The sequence below is a fragment of the Micromonospora sp. SCSIO 07396 genome, from assembly GCF_053667945.1.
In genome coordinates this window covers 5730793-5752736 of record NZ_CM132210.1, presented here as the reverse complement: position 1 = coordinate 5752736, position 21944 = coordinate 5730793, and the positions used below count along the sequence as shown (strand labels likewise).

General features: G+C 71.5%; 18 protein-coding genes. 11 read left to right on the top strand and 7 right to left on the bottom strand.

Going from position 1 to position 21944, the window contains the following annotated elements; all coding sequences use genetic code 11:
* Positions 1–74: 74 nt before the first annotated feature.
* From ACWCHM_RS24795 to ACWCHM_RS24780, 4 genes are all read left to right on the top strand, one after another.
* Complete coding sequence (locus ACWCHM_RS24795; protein ID WP_204958876.1) at positions 75–608, top strand: SigE family RNA polymerase sigma factor; 534 nt, start codon at positions 75–77, stop codon at positions 606–608.
* Complete coding sequence (locus tag ACWCHM_RS24790; protein WP_454220049.1) at positions 595–1836, top strand: hypothetical protein; 1242 nt, start codon at positions 595–597, stop codon at positions 1834–1836. The genes ACWCHM_RS24795 and ACWCHM_RS24790 overlap by 14 nt, the downstream gene beginning before the upstream one ends.
* Positions 1837–1960: 124 nt before the next feature.
* On the top strand, positions 1961–2257 hold the full coding sequence (locus ACWCHM_RS24785; protein ID WP_454220047.1) for a hypothetical protein: 297 nt from the start codon (positions 1961–1963) through the stop codon (positions 2255–2257).
* Between the two features lie 203 nt (positions 2258–2460).
* Positions 2461–3840, top strand: coding sequence for a glycoside hydrolase family 6 protein (locus ACWCHM_RS24780; protein ID WP_454220046.1), 1380 nt, complete (start codon positions 2461–2463; stop codon positions 3838–3840).
* 192 nt (positions 3841–4032) lie between these two features.
* Here ACWCHM_RS24780 and ACWCHM_RS24775 read toward each other — a convergent pair whose 3' ends face one another.
* From ACWCHM_RS24775 to ACWCHM_RS24765, 3 genes are all read right to left on the bottom strand, one after another.
* Positions 4033–4770 carry a phosphotransferase family protein gene (locus ACWCHM_RS24775; protein ID WP_454220044.1) on the bottom strand — a complete coding sequence of 246 codons (738 nt, stop codon included), beginning with the start codon at positions 4768–4770 and terminating at the stop codon, positions 4033–4035.
* A 67-nt stretch (positions 4771–4837) separates the two neighbouring features.
* A complete protein-coding gene (locus ACWCHM_RS24770; RefSeq protein WP_454220043.1) occupies positions 4838–5776 on the bottom strand; it encodes an NADP-dependent oxidoreductase in 939 nt (312 codons plus the stop codon).
* 175 nt (positions 5777–5951) lie between these two features.
* Positions 5952–6806, bottom strand: coding sequence for a helix-turn-helix domain-containing protein (locus tag ACWCHM_RS24765; protein WP_204958880.1), 855 nt, complete (start codon positions 6804–6806; stop codon positions 5952–5954).
* A gap of 173 nt (positions 6807–6979) precedes the next feature.
* On the opposite strand from ACWCHM_RS24765, the gene ACWCHM_RS24760 reads away from it, so the two are divergent.
* Positions 6980–8311 carry an alpha/beta hydrolase family protein gene (locus ACWCHM_RS24760; protein ID WP_454220041.1) on the top strand — a complete coding sequence of 444 codons (1332 nt, stop codon included), beginning with the start codon at positions 6980–6982 and terminating at the stop codon, positions 8309–8311.
* Between the two features lie 106 nt (positions 8312–8417).
* On the opposite strand, the gene ACWCHM_RS24755 is transcribed toward ACWCHM_RS24760, so the two are convergent.
* The 4 genes from ACWCHM_RS24755 to ACWCHM_RS24740 are packed head-to-tail and all read right to left on the bottom strand — an operon-like array spanning position 8418 to position 11987.
* Positions 8418–9062 carry a response regulator transcription factor gene (locus tag ACWCHM_RS24755; RefSeq protein ID WP_454220040.1) on the bottom strand — a complete coding sequence of 215 codons (645 nt, stop codon included), beginning with the start codon at positions 9060–9062 and terminating at the stop codon, positions 8418–8420.
* Between the two features lie 15 nt (positions 9063–9077).
* A complete protein-coding gene (locus tag ACWCHM_RS24750; RefSeq protein WP_454220039.1) occupies positions 9078–10502 on the bottom strand; it encodes a sensor domain-containing protein in 1425 nt (474 codons plus the stop codon).
* Entirely contained in the window at positions 10495–11265 is a 771-nt protein-coding gene (locus tag ACWCHM_RS24745) for an ABC transporter permease subunit (RefSeq protein ID WP_454220038.1), read from the bottom strand. Before ACWCHM_RS24745 ends, ACWCHM_RS24750 begins: the two co-directional genes overlap by 8 nt.
* Entirely contained in the window at positions 11262–11987 is a 726-nt protein-coding gene (locus tag ACWCHM_RS24740) for an ABC transporter ATP-binding protein (protein WP_454220036.1), read from the bottom strand. The genes ACWCHM_RS24745 and ACWCHM_RS24740 overlap by 4 nt, the downstream gene beginning before the upstream one ends.
* Before the next feature lie 169 nt (positions 11988–12156).
* On the opposite strand from ACWCHM_RS24740, the gene ACWCHM_RS24735 reads away from it, so the two are divergent.
* From ACWCHM_RS24735 to ACWCHM_RS24710, 6 genes are all read left to right on the top strand, one after another.
* Positions 12157–13332 (top strand): metallophosphoesterase, encoded by a 1176-nt coding sequence (locus ACWCHM_RS24735; RefSeq protein WP_454220035.1) that lies wholly within the window; start codon positions 12157–12159, stop codon positions 13330–13332.
* A gap of 1662 nt (positions 13333–14994) precedes the next feature.
* Positions 14995–16548, top strand: a complete 1554-nt coding sequence (locus tag ACWCHM_RS24730) for an amino acid adenylation domain-containing protein (protein ID WP_454220034.1) — start codon at positions 14995–14997, stop codon at positions 16546–16548.
* Positions 16549–16552: 4 nt separating this feature from the next.
* Positions 16553–16774, top strand: coding sequence for an acyl carrier protein (locus ACWCHM_RS24725; protein ID WP_204958886.1), 222 nt, complete (start codon positions 16553–16555; stop codon positions 16772–16774).
* Positions 16771–18090: a flavin monoamine oxidase family protein gene (locus tag ACWCHM_RS24720; protein WP_204958887.1), complete on the top strand. Its 1320-nt coding sequence runs from the start codon at positions 16771–16773 to the stop codon at positions 18088–18090. Before ACWCHM_RS24725 ends, ACWCHM_RS24720 begins: the two co-directional genes overlap by 4 nt.
* A gap of 34 nt (positions 18091–18124) precedes the next feature.
* Positions 18125–19852: a class I adenylate-forming enzyme family protein gene (locus ACWCHM_RS24715; RefSeq protein ID WP_204958888.1), complete on the top strand. Its 1728-nt coding sequence runs from the start codon at positions 18125–18127 to the stop codon at positions 19850–19852.
* 134 nt (positions 19853–19986) lie between these two features.
* Complete coding sequence (locus tag ACWCHM_RS24710; protein ID WP_454220033.1) at positions 19987–21936, top strand: FAD/NAD(P)-binding protein; 1950 nt, start codon at positions 19987–19989, stop codon at positions 21934–21936.
* Positions 21937–21944 lie beyond the last annotated feature (8 nt).

The following is a 21944-nucleotide window of genomic DNA, read 5'->3' as shown; positions in this document are numbered from 1 at the left end:
AACTACTTGACCGGGCCGTGCAACTCCCCGGGCCGGTGCCTCCGTTCTACCTCCGGCACAAGGAGGCAGCCGACGTGAGAGCCGAAGACGAACAGGCGTTCCGCGAGTTCGTGACGTCCCAGATGGCGTCGCTGCGCAAGCTGGCGTACATGACCTGCGGTGACTGGCACGCGGCCGAGGACGCCGTGGCCAACGCCCTGGTCAAGCTCTATCCCCGCTGGCGGAAGCTGGAACGGCCCGATCTCTACGTCAAGACCATGGTCTACCGGGCGGCGGTCGACGAGACCCGGCGGCCGTGGCGGCGGGAGCGGTCGTCCGGTGACGCCATGCCGGACGTCGCGCTGCGCGACCCGGCCGACGCCACCGACGAGCGGATGCGGCTGCGGGCCGCGCTCGACGCCGTACCGGCCCGGCAGCGGGCCGCCGTCGTGCTCCGGCACTACCTGGGCCTGAGCCTGGAGGACACGGCAGGCGTCCTCGACTGCACGGTGGGCACCGCCAAGAGCCAGGTATCCCGCGGTCTGGCCAAGCTGCGCGAGTCGCTCGCTGCCGAACGCATCAATCTCACCGGGAATTCGATCGAGGAGTTGACCAGTGCAGTTGCATGAATTGGTGGACGCGGTGACCGGTCAGGAGCCACCGATGACCCGTACCGCCGACGACATCGTCGCGGCGGGACGCCGGGCGCAGCGGCGACGCCGGGCCGGGTTCGCCTCGGCCGGCGCGGCCGGCCTGGTCGTGGTCGCGGTCGCCGGCGCGTTCGCGCTGCCGACCCTGGGCGCCGGGCGGGACACCACCGCCGCGCCGCCCCCGGTGGGTGCGGCGGCCGCCGCACCCACCGAGGCCCGCTGGGCCGACGCCCCGCCGTTCACCTTCACCTTCCAGGGGTACGACGCGGGCCCGCTGCACGTGCAGGACCCGATCGTCGCGTCGGTCGGTTACCAGATCGCCTCGGTCTACTCCGACGGCCACATCTCGAACGACAAGCCGGTCACCGCCGACGAGATCGAGGCGGGCGGCGACCCCATCGAGCAGAAGAAGCGGGCGGCCGGGGGCAAGCCCAGCCTGTGGGCGTACCTGACCGTCTACCGGCCGGGCGTCTTCGACCCGGCCGGGATCAAGAACGGCAGGAAGGTCACCGTGGCCGGGCACCGGGCCGTGCAGGCGACCCTGCCGGTCGGCCTCGACCCGAGCAAGCCGGTCGACGAGGGCAACAAGCTGCTTGCCTGGGAGTACGCGCCCAACGCGTGGGCGGCGGTGACGTCGATCTCCAGCTCCGTGGCCTCGCCCAGCTTCCAGGACCTCGGCGGCCTGGTCGGCGGTCTGAAGCCCAGCCGGCCGAAGCCGGCCACGGTGCCGTTCACCGTCGGCTACGTGCCGGCCGGCTACCGGCCGTTGCAGTCCGGCACGCACGCCATGCCCGGCCTCAGCGGCATCGCCGCGGCCCGCGCCGGTGACTTCGGCGGCGCGACGTACACCCGGCCGGCCGCGCCCACCTCGGGCCTGACCGCGCCCTACGACCAGGCCGAGGACGGCATCAAGGACGGCTTCCACATCTTCGTCACGCCGGCCGGCAGCTCGAACCAGTCCCCGGAGCCGGGTGTGACGAAGTGCTACCCCGGTTCGGACCGGCGGGCCCCGGGTGACGGTGCCGGAGGCGGCGGCTTCTGCAACATCTGGAACGCCGACGGCACGGTCGTCCTCCAGGTCAGCGGGATGGGCCTGGGCAACAGGCTGCCGCTGGCCGAGCTGGAGAAGGTCGCCAAGGGCATCAAGGTCGCCGACGTCAGGGACGAGTCGACCTGGACCCCGGCCGCGCAGGCCCTCCGGCCGTAACGGAACCTTCCCCTCCGGCGGGTCGGCCGGCGGCAGGGATCGGGACCGGCCGCCCCCTCCGGCGACCGATCGGGACCGGCCGCCACCGGCGACAGCGGCACCGCGCACGACGGCGGTGCCGCTGTTGCCGTGTGTGGGCGACGTCGCCCCGATCCCGCGCCGGAAGGTGGACACGGCACCGCCCAGGAAGTGGAATAGCCGACGCGACCCGCGGGTCGCCATCGGCGTCGCCGACCCCGCCGCCCCGGCCCGGTACTGGGCGCTGCGCGGCAGCGTGGTGGACATCTCCACCGCCGGTGCCCGCGAGCACATCGACGAGTTGTCCCGCAAGTACCTCGGTCGCCCCTATCCCGGTTTCGGCGGTGGTGGGCAGCAGCGGGTCCTGCTCACCGTGAAGGTCGATCGGGTGCACACACCGTGACCCGGTGAGCGGGGGCACCGCCTCCCTGTTCCGGTCGCCGTACCCCGCATCGGCGTTACGCTGCCGTCCGGCCCGCCCAGCCCGTGAAGTTGGTCGATGTCTCAATGGGCGGGCCGTACGTCTTGGCAGCGGCGCACGCCTCGGCTACCGTCGTGGGAACGCTCCCATGTAGAAACATCTATGTGATCAGGAGGCAACACGTCGTGGCTACCCTCTCCTCGCTCCGCCGCAGATCGGTGGCGGCCTTCAGCGTGGCGGCCGTCGCGGGCGTCACCGCCGCCGGCGTAGTCCTCGCCGGTGGCACCGCCTCCGCCGGGACGATATCCGGACCGCTCTACCGCGACCCGACGACCGCCGTCGTCCGCTGGGTCGCCGCCAACCCCGGCGACTCGCGGGTCGGCGTCATCCGTGACAAGATCGCCAGCCAGCCGCAGGCCAGGTGGTTCGCCAACTTCAACCCGTCAACCGCGCAGTCCGAGGCCGCGTCGTTCGTCGGCGCCGCCAACTCCGCGGGGCAGATCCCGGTGCTCTCGATCTACGAGATCACCAACCGGGACTGCGGCGGGGCCAGCGCCGGGGGCGCACCCGACCTCAACCAGTACCAGACCTGGGTGTCGAACTTCGCCCGGGGGCTGGGCAACCAGACGGTCATCATCATCCTGGAGACCGACTCGCTCGCCCTGCTGACCTGCCTGAACAGCAACGAGATCAACGCCCGCAACCAGGCGATCTCGACGGCCACCCGGACCCTCAAGGCGGCCAACCCCAACGCCAAGGTCTACCTCGACGGCGGCCACTCCACCTGGAACAGCGCCAACGAGACGGCCAACCGCCTGCGGGCGGCCGGCGTGCAGTACGCCGACGGCTTCTTCACCAACGTGTCGAACTTCAACCCCACCTCCAGTGAGGCGAACTTCGGCCGGAACGTCATCAACGCCCTCAACGGCATGGGCATCTCGGGCAAGCGCCAGGTCATCGACACCAGCCGCAACGGCGGAGCCAGCGGTGACTGGTGCGGCGACGACAACACCGACCGGCGTATCGGGCAGTACCCGACGACCAACACCGGCGACAACAACATCGACGCGTACCTCTGGGTGAAGCCGCCGGGTGAGGCCGACGGCTGCCGCTACACCGCCGGTTCCTTCCAGCCGGACCTGGCCTTCAGTCTGGCCAACGGCGCACCCAACCCGCCGGTGACGACCCCGCCGACCACCGCGCCGCCCACCACGGCCCCGCCGACGACCCCGCCCCCCACCACGGCGCCCCCCACCACGCCGCCGCCGGCCGGCAACGGCTGCACCGCGTCGGTGGTGGTCAACCAGTGGAACGGCGGCTTCACGGCGAGCGTTACGGTCACCGCCGGCGCCACCGCCCTCAACGGCTGGAACGTCAGCATCAGCCTGCCCGGCGGTGCCAGCGTCACCAGCACCTGGAGCGCACAGTCCAGCGGCACCAGCGGGACCGTCCGGTTCACCAACGTGAGCTACAACGGGCAGGTCGGTGCCGGGCAGTCGACCAACTTCGGCTTCCAGGGCAACGGCACCGGCCCCGGTGCCACGGCCACCTGCACGGCCAACTGACCGGTACGACGGCGAACGGCCCGGCGCGGAGCACCCTTTCGCGCCGGGCCGTCGTGCGTCCACCGTCCGCCTGCTCCGGCCCGGCCGCAGGCTAGACAGGAGAGTGGATCTCACACACCAGGAGATCTTCCAACGGTACGTCTACGCCGGCGCGGGTCACCCGCAGCGGAGGGAACACCGGCCCGGGTGGCCTCACCTCCGGGCGGTGAGCACGTCGATCTCGCAGCCCGGAGCGGCCGGGTCGAAGCCGTGCTCCGTCAGCCAGCGGATCGTCAGCAGGCTCCGCGCCGACCACCACGCCCGGATGACGTCGACGTCGACCTCGGTGCCGTAGCCGGCGACGACGTCACCCAGGCGCTCCTCGTGGCCGAGCGTCAGGATGGCGAGGTCATACAGGGCGTCGCCGGGGCCCGCCTCGGACCAGTCGAGCACGCCGGTGACCTCGTCGTGCTCGACGAACACGTGCGCGGTCTGCAGGTCGCCATGCATGAACACCGGGGTCCACGGCCGCAGCGCGGCCTCGGCGACCCGACGGTTACGGGCGACCAGATCGGCGGGGAGAACACCGTTCGTGACGAGCCACCGGCACTCCCCGTCGAGGCGTGCCGCCAGGTCGTCGAGGTGACGACCGGGCCAGGGCGGCAGCGGGGCGTCGTGCAGCCTGCGTACGGCGGCACCGGCCGCGGCCCACGCGGCGGGCGACGCGGTCGACGGTTCGCCGAGCTGGCCCAGTGGCCGCCCGGGAAGGGCGGCGAGCGCGAGCACGGGCGGCCTGTGCCATCGGATCTTCGGTGTGGGGACCGGTGCCAGCGCCATCGCCTCGACCTCGACGGCGGTGCGCGTCGGATCGGAGTCGATCTTGAGGAACAGGTCGCCGACGCGCAGGGTCGCGCGCTCCTGATGGGCGACGACCACCTCGACCCCTGCCACGCCGGTCAGTCTCGCGTAGACATCCGTCGACGTCACCTGGTTTGTGCCGCCGGCAGGACGGTCGCCCTCAGGCCGTGAGGACGACCGTCTTGCCGGGCAGCTCACCCGCGCCGGCCCGGGCATGCAGCGCGGGCAGCTCGGCAAGCGGCACCCGCTGGGCCACCTCGACGTGCAACTCGCCGGTGCCCACCCGCGCCGCCAGGTCGGCGAGCTGGTCGGCGTCGCTGCGGACGAACAGGTCGATGCCGCGTACGCCACGCGCCCCGTCGGAAGGGGCGGGCATCCAGACGGTGGTGTTGACCAGGGTTCCACCGTCACGGATCAGCGTGACCAGGGCGGCGAGCTGCTCCGGGGCGACCGGGGCGAGGTTGAGCACCAGGTCGACCGGCTCGGTCACCGCCGCCGTCACGTCGGTGCTGGTGTGGTCGACCACCTCGTCGGCCCCGGCGGCCCGGACCCGGTCGGCGCTGCGGGGGCTGGCCGTGGCGATCACCCGGGCACCGGCCTCCTTCGCCAACTGCACGGCGTATCCGCCGACCGCGCCGCCGGCCCCGTTGACCAGCACCCGCTGGCCGGCCGTCAGCCTGCCGTGGTCGAACAGCGCCTGCCACGCCGTCAGCCCCACCAGCGGAAGCGCCGCCGCATCGGCCAACGGGATGTTCCCCGGCGCCCCGGTCAGGATCTCCGCCGGCGCGATCACGTACTCCGCCGCCGCCCCGGTCCCCGTCATCGGCAGGAAGCCGATGACCCGGTCGCCGACCGCGACGTCGGTCACCTCGGGACCGACCGCGTCGACCGTGCCGGCGACGTCGAGGCCGGGAGTGTGGGGCAGCTCGACCGGGATCGGGCCCTGCATGAAGCCCGCGCGGATGTTGCCGTCGACGCCGTTGAACGACGTCGCGGCGACCCGGATGCGGACCTGACCGACACCGGGGACGGGCTGCTCGACGTCCTCGTAGCGGAGCACCTCGGGGCCGCCGAACTCGTGAAAACGCACTGCCTTCATTGCCTGACCTGCTTTCCTGGACGCCGTCGGTGAGCCTCGGGCGCGAAGCGGTGCCGTCGCGGCAGCGCCGCGCGGTGCGGAGGCATCCGGCCCGGTGTCACCAGGGTCGCCCGGAGGCAGCCGCCGGATCCGCGGTCGCCGGATACGTCACCCAATCTGGCAGGAACCGGCGCGGTCAGCCTGGGCCAGGTTGGCCCACCCTGATGACGGCCGGCTCACCGGCGTCGTCGACGATCTCGGCGAGCCGCGCCGCATCGGCCGAACGCGGTGCCGCGGTGAGCATCAGGGCCGCCAGATCGTCACCCGGGATGGTGACCAGGCTGCCGACGAGGGTGACGACACCGCCGTCCGGATGGACGAACGCGGCGCTGCTCTCGTAGGCCGTCACCGGACGCGGCTCCCGCCACAGGGTGTCGAACAGACCGCTGCGGCTGCGCATCTCGTCCACCAGCCCGGCGAGGGAGGCGTCGGCCGGGTAACGCAGCACCGCGCTGCGCAGCCGGGCGACGAGGACCGCCTCGTGATCGGTCGCCTCGGCCGCCGACTGCCGGAAACCACGGAACGGATCGCAGAACGTACGCCAGGCGACGTTCCACTGCCACGGGTCCCCGGTGAGTTCCCAGTGCCCCAGGGCCAGGAACGCGGTGTTCACGGCGACCAGGTTCATCGCCGCGTCGGAGACGAACATCGGGGTGTCGGTGAACCGCTCCAGCAGCCGCATCGCGCCCGGACCGATCTCGTCGGGCACCCGCCCGTCCGCGGCGGCGTACCCGGCCAGCGCGCAGAGCCGCTCGTACTCCGCCCGCCCGACCCGCAGCGCACGGGCGATGGCGTGCACCACCCCGGCCGACGGATGACTGCGCCCCTGCTCCAACCGGCGTACGTAGTCCGCCGACATGCCCGCCAGCTCGCCGAGTTCCTCCCGCCGCAACCCCTGCACCCGCCGCCGGCCGACCGGCAGCCCGACCGTCGCCGGCGTCGTGCTCTCCCGCAACTGGCGCACCGCGACGCCGAACTCGTGACGTTCCACGGTCCCAGTCTGCCCCGCCCCGGTCGGACCGCAGGTCGCGCGGGTGGTCCCGGGGGTTATCCCCGGTACGACGGCGGGTGGAAGCCGCCTTCTGTCGCCCCTGTCGCGCTCCTAGCGTGGGAACGACCGAGGGCGGCCGCAGGCGCAGCCCCGGTTTCCCGAGGAGCCCGTTCATGGCACGAAGAATCCGCACAGCCCTGTTCGCCGCGTTGGTCGCCGGCTGTCTGACCCTGACGAACGCGGCACCCACCTTCGCCGCCGGCCCCGTCGAGCCGTCCACCCGGCATCCAGGTGACGGGCCGACCTGGCGTCCGGGTGACGGCCCGGCCCGGCTGAGACTGCCGACGCCGACCGGGCCCTATCCGGTGGGCACCGTCGACCTGCACCTGGTCGACCGCTCCCGCACCGACCCGTGGGCGACCACCCCGGCCTCCCGCGAGCTGATGGTCAGCCTCTGGTACCCGGCCACCGACGTGGACCGCTTCCCCCGGGCACCCCACATGCTGCCCGGCGCGGCGGCCCACTTCGGCAGCGCCGACGGGGTCGGGACCAGCCTGTACGACATACCGGCGGGCGCGGTGGACTTCGCCGCCACCCGGACCAGCGGTCACCGGGGTGCGCCGATGGCGCGGCGCGCGCAACCGTTCCCTGTGGTGTTGTACTCCCCCGGAGCCGGCGACCCGCGGACCTGGAACACCACAGTGGTGCAGGACCTGGCCAGCCGGGGGTACGTGGTGGTGACCGTCGACCACACCTACGAGACGTCTGAGGTGGAGTTTCCCGACGGCCGGGTCCTCACCACCGTGTTGCCGCAGCTCTTCGAGCAGGCGCAGCAGCCCGATGACTTCCAGCGACTCGCGGCCCGGGTGTTCGACACCCGGGTCGCGGACATCCGCTTCGTGCTCGACCAGCTGGCGGCCCTGCACCGGGGTGGCAACCCGGACGCGGAGGGCCGGCCGCTGCCCCGGGGCGTGGCGGGCGGCCTGGACCTGCGCCGGGCGGGCATGTTCGGTGTCTCGGCGGGCGGGATCACCGCTCTGCAGGTGATGAGCGAGGACTCCCGGATCAGGGCCGCGATCGACATGGACGGCAGCATCGAGTCACCGATCGTCCCGGACGCCCTCCGGTTGTGGCCGGTGACCCGTACCGGTCTGGACCGGCCGTTCATGTTCGTCGGTGACGCCGGCACCGACCACCGGCAGACGCCGTCCTGGCGGATGCTGTGGGACAACAGCACCGGTTGGCGGGTCGACCTGCGGCTCGACGGGGCGCCCAGCGAGGACGCGTACAAGGACATCGTGCCGCTGCTTCCGCAGATCGCCAGGCAACTCGGCCTTCCCGACAGCTTCGTCACCGAGACCATCGGCACTCTCGACCCGGCCCGCGCCGTCCGCACCCAGGAGACCCTGGTCACCGCCTTCTTCGACAGGTGGTTGCGCGGCCGGGACGGGCACCTGCTGGACGGTCCGTCGCCACGACTGCCCGGCGTCACCTTCATCCCCTGACCCGCGAACCACCCCGCCGGCCGGTGGCCCTTCGGCTGCCGGCCGGCGTTCGTGTCGGTCGCCGGCCGACGGGCATGCACGCCGGCCGGCGTCGGACCGGGCACGGTCAGCCGCCGAGGTGGCGCAGGACGGCCAGCACCCGGCGGTTGTCGCCGTCCGAGGCCGGCAGCCCGAGCTTCGCGAAGATGTTCGCCACGTGCTTCTCCACCACCCCGGGGGTGATGGCGAGCGCCGCCGCGATGCCGGCGTTGGACCGGCCCTCGGCCATCGCCGAGAGCACCGCACGCTCGCGGGGGGTCAGCGACGCCAGCCCCGCCACGTCCCGCCCGGCCCGCATCAGGTGACCGACCACCTCCGGATCGAGCGCGGTGCCGCCGGCCGCCACCCGGGTCAGCGCCTCCACGAAGTCGGCGACGTCGGCTACCCGGTCCTTGAGCAGGTAGCCGACCCCGCTGGGCCGGTCGGTGAGCAGGCGGGTCGCGTAGCGGGTCTCGACGTACTGGGAGAACACCAGCACCCCGACCCCGGGATGGTCGCGGCGGATGTCGATCGCGGCACGCAGCCCCTCGTCGGTGTGCGTCGGCGGCATCCGGATGTCGACCACGGCCACGTCCGGCAGGGCGTCGGCGACGGCCGACCGTAACGAGTCCGCGTCGGCCACCGCCGCGCAGACCTCGAAGCCACGGTCGGTGAGCAGCCGGACCAACCCCTCGCGCATCATCGCGGCGTCCTCCGCGATCACCACCCGCATGCCGTCGCCTCCAATTCACACCTGTGTGGGTAGCTCGATCTCGACCCGGGTGGGCCCGCCGACCGGGCTGTGCACCATCATCCGGCCGTCCACGACGGTGATGCGGCGGGCCAGCCCGGTCAGGCCGGGGCCGGCCGGGTCCGCCCCGCCGGTGCCGTCGTCGGTGACACCGAGCGTCAGACTGCGGCCGGTGCCGACGACACCGAGCCGGATCCGGGTCGCGTTGCTGTGCTTCGCGGCGTTGGCGAGCAGTTCGGCCGCGCAGAAGTAGGCGATCGTCTCGATCGCGGGCGCCGGCCGGTCGGGCAGCTCGACCGTCACCGTGACCGGGAGCGCGCTGCTGGAGGCCAGCGTCGCCAGCGCGTCGCCGAGACCGTTGTCGAGCGCCGGTGGGTGGATGCCGCGCACCAGGTCGCGCAGGTCGGCGAGGGCGTCCTTCGCGCCCCGGTGGGCGAGGGCGACCAGCTCGCGGGCCTGCGCGAGGTCGGACGGTGGGCCGTCGACACCGAGCTTCTCGGTGGCCATACCGAGGTTCATGGCCAGCGTCGCCAGCCGGATCTGCGCGCCGTCGTGCAGGTCCCGTTCCAGCCGGCGCATCATCGTGGCCGCGTCGTCGATGGCCTGGGCCCGGCTGACCTGGAGCTGCCGCACCCGTTCGGCGAGCCGGCGCGGACCGAGCAGCCACCGCATCGCCGCCAGGTCGGCCGTCGTGCCGATCCGCATCAGCGTCGGTGCCACCAGGAGCATGGCCAGACCGGCCGCCGCGATGAGGAACGTGCCGGCGAGCGTGCGCGCGCCGATGGGGCCGAACGGGGTCAGCGCCAACACCGGCCCGAGGCGGGTGCCGGGCGGATGGTTGCGGAACAGCGGCCACCACAGCGGGTAGCTGAGGTTGACCGGCCCGAACACGTAACAGAACACGCCGTAGCCCTGCGGGACGGCCAGTGGCACCTTGAGCAGGGCGTACCCGCAGGCCCGCCAGCCCGGCCCGTCGGTGACCAGCGCACCGGGCCGCCGCGACGGCCGGGGTGGCGGAGCCTGCACGGGTACGCCGAGCAGCCGGGACGCGAGCCGGCGGTGCACCGCTCCCGTCGCGCGCCCGGCCGGGGCGGCCAACACGACCAGCAGCGCGACGGTGAGCGGGAACAGCACCAGGAACAGCGGCGCGACGGTGGGGGCGGGCTCACGGGACATGGCACCGGTCGCCCACAGGACGAGGGCACCCACGGCGGGCACGAGCATCGGTACGGCCAGGACCGCGACCGCGCTGAACACCCCGACCAGGCAGAACACGGCCTGACGCAGGACCGGTCCGCTGAACGGTGAGGGCAGCAGCGCGGTCATCGGCCCATTGTGGCCGATGACCGCGCTGCTGCCTGCTCCGTTGCGACCGGCCCGGTCGTGGTCGGCCCCGCTGTCGTCGGCCCGTGGGTCACGCATCCCGGGAACGGAGCAGGATGCCACCACACACGATCGCCACCGCCGCGTACCCGCACATCAGCAGCACGCTGACCCACCCGGTGAACAGCCCGGACCCGGGCGAGAGCACCGCCACCGAGTTGAGCAGCATCAGCAGCGGCATGAAGCGTCCGACGACGACGCCGTGCTCGCCGAACAGCCCGACCACGATCGTGGGGACGAACATCAGACCGAACAGCACGCCGATCGCGGCCCCCGAATGCCGCACCAACGCCCCGATACCCACCCCGATCAGCGCCGTGGCGGCCAGATAACCGCCGGTCAGCAGGACCGCCCGCAGGACCGCCGGGTCACCGAGGGAAGCGGTCGGGATGGCGGTACCACGGATCGCGAGCTGCCCGCCCAGATAGCCGGCGAACGTCCCGGCCATGCCGACGGTGAGAGCCGCGCCACCGCACACGGCGGCCTTCGCCGAAAGGACCGTCCGACGCCGCGGTACGGCGGCGAACGTCGAACGGATCTGCCCGGTGCCGTACTCGCCGGTCACCAGCAGGACGCCGAGCACGCCCAGGAACAGCTGGGCCAGCAGGGCGCCACTGAGACTGTTGTTCAGGATCTGGGCGGTGGTGGCGACCGGCGTGTGGGACCGGTAGCCGAGGCCCACCCCCACCCCGGTCACCGCCATCGACAGCACCGTCGCGGACGTCAGCCACCACGTCGACCGGACGCTGCTCAGCTTGATCCACTCCATCCGGGCCACCTGCCGGAATCCGTAGCCGTTCATGACACCTCCGTGCCGCGGTAGTCGGTGGACTGCGAGGTGAGCCGGAAGAACGCGTCCTCCAGCGTGTCGTGGCGGCCGGCAAGTTCGGCGACGGTGGTCTCCGCCAGCAGTTCGCCCCGGCCGATGACCACCAGCCGGTCCGCGGTCAACGCCATCTCGGCGATCAGGTGGCTGGACACGAACACCGTCCGACCCTCGGCGGCGAGTGCGCGCAGCAGGCTCCGGATCCAGCGGATGCCCTCCGGGTCCAGCCCGTTGACCGGCTCGTCGAGCAGCAGGACCCCCGGGTCGCCCAGCAGCGCCACCGCGACGCCGAGCCGCTGGCGCATGCCGAGCGAGTAGGTGCCGGTGCGCCGCTTCGCCGCATCGGACAGACCCACGAGGCGCAACACCTGATCGACGCGCGATCGGGGGATGTCGTTGCTGGCGGCGAGCGCGGCCAGGTGCGCGTAGCCGCTGCGACCGGGGTGGAACGCCCCGGCGTCGAGGAGTGCGCCGACCGACCTCAACGGCCACGTCAGCTTCGCGTACGGCACACCGCCGATCAGTGCCTCCCCATGGTCCGGGGCGTCCAGCCCGAGGATCATCCGCATCGTCGTCGACTTGCCGGACCCGTTCGGGCCGAGGAAGCCGGTCACCACCCCCGGCTGTACCCGGACGGTCAGCCCGTTCACGGCGACCCGGTCCCCGTACCTCTTGGTCAACTCCCGTAGTTCGATCACCAGATCGACGTTAGGCAACAGCGTCCGCGGTCAGAAGCCGGCAGGCACCTGGCTCCGCCTGGCGGTTTTCCCCCAGCTCCCGGTTTCGCCGGGCGTCCGGGTGTTTTCCGGCGTGGTCGATCCAGCCCGGACCGTGTCATGCTGCACGGGCCCCGACGGGAGGACGACGATGGCTGCTGGCGATGCCGTACAGGTGCGGCCGAGGCGAGGATCGCTGCGACCGCTGCTGTCCGGGGCGACGCTGGTCGCGGTCCTGGCGTTGCTGTTCGGGCTGCCGTGGTGGACGTTGACGGTGGCGGCGCGCTGGCCGACGCCCGTGCAGGCCGCCGGCACGACCCTGTTCGTGGTCGCGCTCGTCGCGTTCCCCGTACTGATGTATCTCGGGCACGGCCGCCGGCGGCTGGACGCGGCGGCCCGCGCCGGGGACACCCTGCTCGGCCTGGTGTGGATCCTGTTCGTCTGGGCGCTGATCGGCAACGTCGCCCGGCTCCCGCTGGCCGCGATGGGGGTCGCCGATCCGGCGCGGTCCCGGTTCGTGGCGGCCGGTGCGGCGGTCGTCGCGGTCGTCCTGGCCGTCTGGGGTTACGTCGAGGCGATGCGGGTGCCCCGGGTCCGGCGGGTGGAGGTCACCATCGACCGGCTGGGAGCCGGTCTCGACGGGGTCCGGGTGGTGCTGCTGACCGACACCCACTACGGCCCGATCGACCGGGCCCGCTGGTCCGCCCGGACGATCGAGGTGGTCAACGGCCTGGCCCCCGACATCGTCTGCCACACCGGCGACATCGCCGACGGCACCGTCGACCAGCGCCGGGCGCAGGCGGCGCCGCTGGGCACCGTGCAGGCCCGGCTGGCCCGGGTGTACGTGACGGGCAACCACGAGTACTACGGCCAGGCGCAGGGCTGGGTCGAGCACATGCGGGCACTCGGCTGGGAGCCCCTGCACAACCGGCACCTCGTGGTGGAGCGGGACGACGCCCGGCTCGTCGTCGCCGGGGTGGATGACCTGACCGCCGCCTCCTCCGGCGTCGCCGGGCACCGCGCCGACCACGCCGCGGCGCTCGCCGGCACCGACCCGCAGTTGCCGGTGCTGCTGCTGGCGCACCAGCCGAAGCAGATCGGCGACGCGGTCGCGGCCGGCGTGGATCTGCAACTGTCCGGGCACACCCACGGCGGCCAGATGTGGCCGTTCCACTACCTGGTCCGGCTCGACCAGCCGGTCGTCCAGGGCCTGAGCCGGCACGGCCGGACCCAGCTCTACACGAGCCGGGGGACCGGCTTCTGGGGCCCACCGTTCCGGATCTTCGCGCCGAGCGAGATCACCCTGCTCACCCTCCGGGCCGGGTAGTGCTCCAGCCACACCTGGCCGGATGGACGAGACCGCAGGTCTGATCCGGGTCGGCGAGCGCACCCTGTCCGAGGGCGACCTGGTGACGATCGACGGTACCGGCGGCGCGGTCATCACCGGGCGGCGCGGACCGGTCGACCCGGGTGGTCCCGGTCCGGGCGAGCGGTTTCGGCCGGGTCGCGCACCGCAGAATCAGCGCCGTGGTCGGTGGTCCCGCAAGGGACGACCACCGTCGTACGGCCGACCGGGGTGTTCTCACCATTCACTGCGAGTTGAGGAAATTCCGGTTGACAGGTCTCCGACAACTCGTCGGTCGGATCGGGCATTGTGTAAACACTTTGTTTCGCGGCACTTGGCGGACTCTGAGGTCGTGTCATCTGTGCAGTGGTAACGCCGCGGGCGGCGCGTCGATAAAGATCAACGTTTGGGTGTCCGCGCCCCGCCGATCACTGCGCACACCACCGCCGGGGTGGTGAACGGGCAGCCGGTCACCACCGGTGACCATGGCCGGGCGCAGCACGTTCGGGGGTCGGTGCGGCGGCGCGATCTCGGCAAGTGCTGACGGCATCAGCGGGTGCTGCTGAATGCCGGGCCCGGGTCGCCCGGGCGGCGGCCGGAAATCCTAATGGTCCGGCGGGTAGCTGCGGCGGCGACCCTGCGGGTGTCCTGAATATGGGAAAGTATGTGTATCGTAGCAGCTCAAATGGCATATGTGGGCGAATGGCCGGGCGGCGTCGGGGCATTGGTGGGCGCGGGTCGGTGGATACGTACGTGAATCTTGCCAAATGGGTGCGGGGCGGTGTGGGAGCGACGTTTTTCCCACTCGCATTTATCCGTTTTCGACACGCATCGCCCCATGGTCCCCGGTTCGTCGGAGGATAGGCCCGGCTGCTCCGGCCGGGGTGGCGCTCGGGCGTGGGTGTGGTCCGGGCGGGTGTGGCGGCAGGGGATGCCCCGGCTGGCCGCCGGGCGGTCCATCGGGGCCGAGTTTGCTCGCTGCGGTGCTGATCAGAGGCGGTATGGCCGCTGCTGGTCGGGCGTCGGCCGGCCGGCGTCCGGTCGAGGGGCTGGCCGCCCGGGCGGGATTCGGCGGTGGGTCCGGCCCGAGCGGGTGAGCGCTGTCGACCGGCACCGGTCCCGTCGTGGGGGTGCCAATGGCGCACCCGTATCGGTTGCCACCAGCGGATATTCGGAAGAACAGTGGCCGGCGGCCAGAGAAATTCGAGGATCGGTCGAGGGTGGCTCGGCGCCTCATCCTGCGCACCGTTTCGCGCAGAGCCCATTCGTGGCAATTTGCACCTACTGGCGCGTTAGATCTAACCTCATTGTGAAATCTGCTGTCAGAAAACGGTCAGTCCGACTCGCGGGCACCGCCGGGCGTGTCGGCGGCGTGGCCGCGGCTTCCTGGACATCGCCGCAGAACATCGGTCTATCTGCGGTTTGCTGTGCCCGCTTCTGTGTCCTTGGGAGCCGGTGAATCCTCTACCAGGGCTAAGGGAACCAGCAAAGCGAGTGATTTGCATGATTGGCTCATCCCATGCATGATGGGCGCGGAGCAAGCCGCCGTCCAACATTGGTCCAGCCACTTGGACTATTCGGGCCTGTTCGAATTGCGAAGGCACTCGGCCCAGGGTGGACCGTGTGGCGAGCACGGGGGGTTCCATGTCACAGCACGATGGAGAGGCTGCGGCCTCGGACGATTTACTTGATCATTTTCACCGGACCGCGCGCCGTCACCCGGAGTCACCGGCGATCAGCGAGAACGGTCGGGTGCTCAGCTACGCGCAGCTTGAACGGATGGTCCGGGAGACGGCCGCCGAGATCGGCCCGCAACCGGGTGTGGTCGGCGTGCGGACCGCACGATCAGCCGACACGATCGTCCGGCTGCTCGGCGTGCTCGATGCGGGTGGGACCTACTGCCCGATCGACCCGACCTTCCCGGTCTCCCGACAGCAGGAACTGGTGACGGCGAGCGGATCCACCCGGATACTGCCGGCGGCACCCGAGCCGTCCACGTCGGGAAGCCTCGTTGGCGGTCCCACCGACCCGTTCGCGGACAGCATGCACGAGGCGGTCGGCGATCCGGCGACCTTCGGCGCACCGGACCCCGACGACCCGGCGTACGTGCTGTTCACCTCGGGATCCACCGGGACGCCGAAGGCGGTGCTCACCCCGCGCCGGGCGATCACCGCCGCCACCCGCTCGCTCGCGGAGCTGTTCGACATCGGCCCCGGCGACCGGGTTCTCCAGTTCGCCTCGCTGAACTGGGACACCTGCTTCGAGGAGATCCTGCCGACCCTCACCAGCGGAGCGACCCTGGTCTTCAACAGCGAGGCCTACTCCGGATCGTTCCCCCGCTTCCTGCGGATGGTCGCGGCGGAGGGGGTGACCGTCCTGGACCTGCCGACCGCGTTCTGGCACGAACTCGTGCACTACCTGGTGGAGGACGAGGCCACGCTGCCCGCGTGCGTACGACTGATGATCATCGGTGGTGAGGCGGCCAGCCCGGCCCGACTGGCCGACTGGTGCGCCCGCGACACCGCGGCGATCCGCCTCGTCAACACCTACGGCTGCACCGAGACCACCCTGGTCACCCACGCCGTCGACCTGCACGGCCCGCGTACGCCGGGCGTCGGGTCCGGATGGGACCCGACCCGGCGGGTGCCGATCGGACGGGCGCTCCCGCACGTGCGGGAGCACATCAGCGACGAGGGTGAGCTGCTGATCGGCGGGGCGTCGGTGGCGTTGGGCTATCTCGGCCTGGCGGCCGAGACCGCCGCCCGGTTCGAACTGCTCGACCTCGGCGACGGGCCGCAGCGTTACTTCCACACCGGTGACCGGGTGAGCCGGGCCGTGGACGGCACGCTGATCCACGAGGGTCGGCTCGACAGCCAGATCAAGGTGCGCGGGTTCCGCGTCGACCCGGGTGAGGTCGAGGCCCAGATCTCGGGCCAACCGGACGTGGCCGCCACCGCGGTCGTGGGTGTCACCGTCGCCGACCACACCACCATGACCGCGTACGTGGTGCCCCGTCCCCGGGCCGACACCGAGGTGCTCGGCGCGGAGGTCCTAGCCTACCTGCGTACCAGGGTTCCCCGACATCTGGTGCCCAACCGGATCATCGTCGTTCCGGACCTCGTCTACACGTCAAGTGGCAAGGTCGACCGCGCCGGGTCGCATCGGCGGTACGCGTCCGACCACCTTTCAAGGAGCTGAGCCAATGAGCGCCGCCGGAGTGACCGACATCTTCCGCAGGGTTCTGCAGACCGACGACATCGCGATGAGCTCGGACTTCTTCGAGCTGGGCGGAGACTCCCTGCTCGCGACGCGGGTGCTGAGCGCAATCGCCCGCGAGTACGGCGTCGAGCTGTCCTTCGAGGACTTCCTCAACGGTCCGTCGCCCGACCATCTGTCCGAGAAGATCGCGAGCGTGGTCCAGTGAGCGTCATCGTTGTCGGTGGCGGTCTGGCCGGCCTGACCGCCGCGACGGAACTCGTCTCGGCCGGTGTCGAGGTGACCGTTCTGGAGGCACGCGACCGGGTCGGGGGGCGTACCCACGGCATCGAGGTCGCGCCGGGCAACTGGGTCGACGCGGGCGCGGCGTACCTGGGTGAGCGGCACACCAGCCTGCTGGCCCTGCTGGCCCGCACCGGCCTGAAGACCACGCCGACGACCATGGCGGGGGCCAGCACGTTCGCGCTCAACGACGGGCGGGACACCAGCCCGGGGCGGTTCCCGCCGCTCAACGCGGTCGCGTTGGGCGGGATGTTCGACCTGCTCGACGAACTGGTCGCGAGCGTACGGGTGGACGCGCCCTGGCTGACGCCGAACGCGGCCGAGTTGGATGCCATGACGGCGGCGCAGTGGGCGCGGCACAACCTGCCGCATCCGGACGCGCAACTGTTCTTCCCGCTCTTCCTCGGCGAGATGATGGCCGCCGACCCGGCGGACATCTCCGTCCTGCACATGGCGTTCTACCTGCGTTCCGGTGGCGGCGTCAGCTATCTCAACGCGTTCGAGGGCGGGGCGCAGGAGGAGCGGGTCGCCGGTGGCGCGCACCAGGTGTGCGAGGTGCTCGCCGCCGCGCTCGGCGACCGGGTCCGGCTCTCCGATCCGGTACGGGCGATCCACCAGGACGCCGACGGTGTCACGGTGTACGCGGCCAGCGGCGAGCTGCGCGCGGACCGGGTGATCGTCGCGCTGCCGCCGTTGCTGGCCGACGGCCTGGAGTACCACCCGGCGCTGCCGGCTCCGCGTGCCTCCGCGCAGACCGCTCCCGGATGTGCGGTCAAGCTGCACCTGGTCTATCCCCGCCCGCTGTGGCGCGAGCACGGGCTGTCGGGCTGGTCGGTCAGCGCCGACGGCCCGTTGCTGTCCACCGTCGACGACTCCCCGGAGGGCGGGGTCGGGGTGCTGACCGGGTTCGTCACCGGCAGCGAGGCCCGCCGGTTCGGCGCGCTCACCTACGCCGAGCAGCGCGCCGCGGCCTTCGCCCAGGCCCGTCAGCTCTTCCCGCAGCTACCGGACCCGGTGTCGTTCTTCGTGACCGACTGGGTCACGGCGGAGTACAGCCGTGGCTGCTACGCCGCGCTGTTCGGCCCGGGGGACTGGATGCGGCACGGCCCCCACCTCACCGAGCCGCACCAGCGGGTGCACTGGGCGGGCACCGAGACGAGCACCGAGTTCTTCGGCCTGATGGAGGGTGCGATCCGCTCCGGCCATCGAGTGGCCGCGGAAATCACCGCAGAGCAGCACTGAGCCACGCAGAGCACTGAGAGCCTAGGAGATCTCGATGAGCGCGATCAGCCCCATCGCCCCACTGTCGGTTCGGCGCGAGATGATGACCGACCCGACACTCGGCGCCGGCAACTTCCTCCAGCGTGCCCTTGAGCTGAACCCGAACCGCAACGTGCCGTACGCGTACAGCCACTCGACCGACCACCGGGGCGCCGTCGTCCTGCGTGGTCACAGCCTGGTGGATCTCGCCGCGCTGCGGGACCGGTACGCCAAGTGGTACTGGGCGAACGGCGTCCGTCCGGGTGACCCGGTGGGTGTCCTGGTCGCCGAAGGGCTTGAGCCGCTGCTCCACTACTTCGCGCTCACCTCGCTCGGGGCGATCCCCGCGATGGTGAACGACGCGATGCCGACGAACGGCGCCGTGCGGTACCTGGACCACGTGGGCGTGGTCGGCGTGGTCTCCGACGACCCGACCCGGCTGGTCGCGGCGTACCGGGCGAACCAGCGCAAGCCACGCTTCGTCGTGCCGACGGCAGAGATCCGGGCGTACGACCCGCAGCCCGGTGAGCTGCCCGAGTGGTTCCCGTACCAGCACAAGGACGACGAGGTGGTGGCGCTCATCCACTCCTCCGGCACCACCGGCACCCCGAAGTCCACCATGCTGGCCCACAAGCAGTTCTGGAACGGCAAGCAGCCCCGCATGGTGCGGTTCCCGGCGGAGTCGTACGACAAGCTCATGTCCCTGATGCCGCACACGCACGCCGGCGGCCTCAGCTACTTCCTGACCACGACGTTGCTCGGTGTACCGACGGTGGTGATGGGGAACTGGCGGCGCGAGGTCGTCGAGCCGGTGATGGAGGCGTTCCAGCCGACCATGATCGCATCGTTCCCGCGCACCTATGTGGAGCTGGCCACGGGTGACCTGCCGGTCCGGGGCGCGGCGAAGGTGCACAGCTGGTTCAACACCGGCGACGGCGCGCACTACGGCCACATCCGTCGACTGGTGACGCTGGGCGAGCGGCCGGCGGGGTTGATCAAGCCGTGGCTGCTGCCCGACGAGAAGGCCGAGCAGCCCGCGCTGCCGGGGTCGCAGTTCATCGACGGGCTGGGCTCCTCCGAGATGGGGATGGCGCTGTTCGGGCAGGTGACGACGCCCGAGTCGGCCCGCAACGACCGCTGCGTCGGCAAGCCGCTCGAGGTGGTCCACCGAGCCGCCGTCCTCGACGAGGAGGGTCGCGAGCTGCCCGACGGCACGGTGGGTCTGCTCGCCGTGCAGACCCCGTCGCGTACCCCGGGCTACTGGAACGACCCGGTGCTGACCCGCTCGTTCGAGCTCAACGGTTACTGGTTGACCGGTGACGTGGCGTACCGCGACAGCGAGGGCAACTTCTACCACCTCGACCGTACGGTCGACGTCATGGACACCGCGTCCGGGCCGGTGTACAGCCTGCCGATCGAGGAGGTCCTGCTGGCTGACTGCGCGGAGCTGTTCTGGGACTGCGCGGTGGTCGGTGTCCCGTCGGCCGATGGGGCCGGTCAGGTTCCGGTCGCCACGGTCCGGTTGCAGCAGGATGCCGGCGACCCGCCGCTGAGCGAGTTGCTGGAGCACGCCAACAAGGCCCTGACCGAGGCGAACCTGACGCCCCTGGCGGCGCTGCTGGTGGCCCGCACCGACGCGGACTACCCGACCGGCGTCACCGGGAAGTCACTCAAGCGTGAGCTCAGGACCCGCCTGTCCACCCTGCTCACGGATCCCGCGCGTCGGAGCGAGTACTCGGACTGACATCGACGAAGCCGCCGCTCTGTGCCCGATCAAGGGCACAGAGCCGGTCGGTCGCGTCCGGGTGGCCCAGGTTTGACCGCCCTTTGCTCGCACCGCTTCAGACCTTCAATTCAGACTCGGGGAGACGAAGAGCTGTGACGGAGAGCGACATCACCACGCTGTGTGTCATCGGAATGGGACCGCGCGGGTTGTCGGTGGCCGAGCGGGTCGCTGCCAACGCCTCCGTGACCGGACAACGCGTGGTGTTGCACGTCGTCGACCCGTACCTCGGTGCGGGCGGACGGGTGTGGCGGTCCACCCAGTCGCCGGTGCTGCTGATGAACACGGTCGCCTCCCAGGTGACCATGTTCACCGACGGGAGTGTGCAGTGCGACGGCCCGATCCGGCCCGGACCCAGCCTGCACGAGTGGGCCGGACTGGTCACCCTGATGGAGTCGGTGGACAGGTACCCGGAGGCGGTACGGGACGAGGCCAGGCGGTTGGGTCCGGACTCGTACCCGACCCGCGCGTTCTACGGGCACTATCTACAGTGGGTGCTCGACCACGTGGTGCGCACCGCCCCGGCCCACGTCTCGGTGCACCTGCACGCCGACACCGCAGTCGCCCTGGACGACGCGCCCGACGGTACCCAGTCGGTGACCCTCGCCGACGGGCAACGGCTCACCGGGATCGATTCGGTGGTGCTCACCCTCGGGCACGTCGACATGGCGCTGAGCGGTTCCGAGGAGGAACTGGTCGCCTACACCGAGGCCCAGCGGGTGACCTATCTGCGCACCGCGAATCCGGCCGAGGTGGACCTGGACGTGATCACGCCGGGGCAGCGGGTCGCGTTGCGCGGCATGGGGCTGAACTTCTTCGACTACATGGCGTTGCTCACCGTCGGGCGCGGCGGACGGTTCGTGCCCGGCGACGACGGGTTGACCTACCAGCCCTCCGGCAACGAGCCGCTGATGTTCGTCGGCTCACGCCGTGGTGTCCCGTACCACTCCCGGGGCGAAAACCAGAAGGGCGCCTTCGGCCGGCACATGCCGCTGTTCCTCACCGTCGAGGTGATAGGGGAGCTGCGGGACCGGCACGAGGGCGGCGACCCGGTGGAGTTCGTCGCCGACGTGTGGCCGTTGGTCGACCGGGAGGTCCGGGCCGTCTACTACCACGCGCTGATCGCTGCCCGGGACGGGCAGGAGGCGGCGGACTCCTTCCTGTGGGAGTTCTGCCAGTGGCAGACCACGACACCGTCGGTCGACGAGAAGCTGCTCCGGCACTCCGGGGTGCCCGAGTCGGACTGGTGGAACTGGGACCGCGTCGCCCGACCGTACGGTGATCAGGAGTTCCGTAGTAACCAGGAGTTCCAGGACTGGCTGCTCGGGTATCTGCGCCAGGATGTCGTGGAGGCACGGCTCGGTAACGTGCGGGGCCCGATGAAGGCCGCCCTGGACGTGATGCGGGACCTGCGCAACGAGATCCGGCTCGTGGTGGACCACGCCGGCATCACCGGCAGCTCGTACCGCAGCGAGTTGCAGTCGTGGTACACGCCGCTGAACGCGTTCGTGTCGATCGGACCGCCGCCGAGCCGGATCGAGGAGCTGATCGCGCTCATCGAGGCCGGCGTGGTCAACGTCATCGGGCCGGGGTTGACGGTCACCCCGACCCGGCACGGGACGGGGCTCGTGGTGAGCTCCAGCCAGATCCCGGACTCGACGGTGGAGGTGTCCGCGCTCATCGAGGCGCGACTGCCGGAGGTGGACATCCGGTCCACCGAGGACCGGTTGCTGCGCAGCCTGGTGGCCCGGGGACAGTGCCGCCCGTACCGGATACCGGACCCGGAGCGGGGGGAATACCAGACCGGGGCGATGGCGGTCACCCGTCGACCGTGCCGGCTGATCGACAGATCCGGCCGAATTCACCCGAACAGGTACGCCTTGAGCATACCGACTGAAACCGTGCACTGGGCGACCGCGGCGGGCATCCGACCGGGCGTGGACTCGGTCATCCTGGGTGACGCGGACGCCATCGCACGGGCCTGCCTGGCCATCCCGGCCGTTCCTCAGGCGCCGTCGACGATGTCGACACCCGTCGCATCCTGACCGGTCCG

Coding starts and splice junctions, on each gene's coding strand:
- ACWCHM_RS24770 (WP_454220043.1), bottom strand. CDS start 5,776: ATGAAGGCAGTGCGTTTTCACGAGTTCGGCGGCCCCGAGGTGCTCCGC.
- ACWCHM_RS24760 (WP_454220041.1), top strand. CDS start 6,980: ATGGCACGAAGAATCCGCACAGCCCTGTTCGCCGCGTTGGTCGCCGGC.
- ACWCHM_RS24755 (WP_454220040.1), bottom strand. CDS start 9,062: ATGCGGGTGGTGATCGCGGAGGACGCCGCGATGATGCGCGAGGGGTTG.
- ACWCHM_RS24750 (WP_454220039.1), bottom strand. CDS start 10,502: ATGCGTGACCCACGGGCCGACGACAGCGGGGCCGACCACGACCGGGCC.
- ACWCHM_RS24745 (WP_454220038.1), bottom strand. CDS start 11,265: ATGAACGGCTACGGATTCCGGCAGGTGGCCCGGATGGAGTGGATCAAG.
- ACWCHM_RS24735 (WP_454220035.1), top strand. CDS start 12,157: ATGGCTGCTGGCGATGCCGTACAGGTGCGGCCGAGGCGAGGATCGCTG.
- ACWCHM_RS24730 (WP_454220034.1), top strand. CDS start 14,995: ATGTCACAGCACGATGGAGAGGCTGCGGCCTCGGACGATTTACTTGAT.
- ACWCHM_RS24725 (WP_204958886.1), top strand. CDS start 16,553: ATGAGCGCCGCCGGAGTGACCGACATCTTCCGCAGGGTTCTGCAGACC.
- ACWCHM_RS24715 (WP_204958888.1), top strand. CDS start 18,125: ATGAGCGCGATCAGCCCCATCGCCCCACTGTCGGTTCGGCGCGAGATG.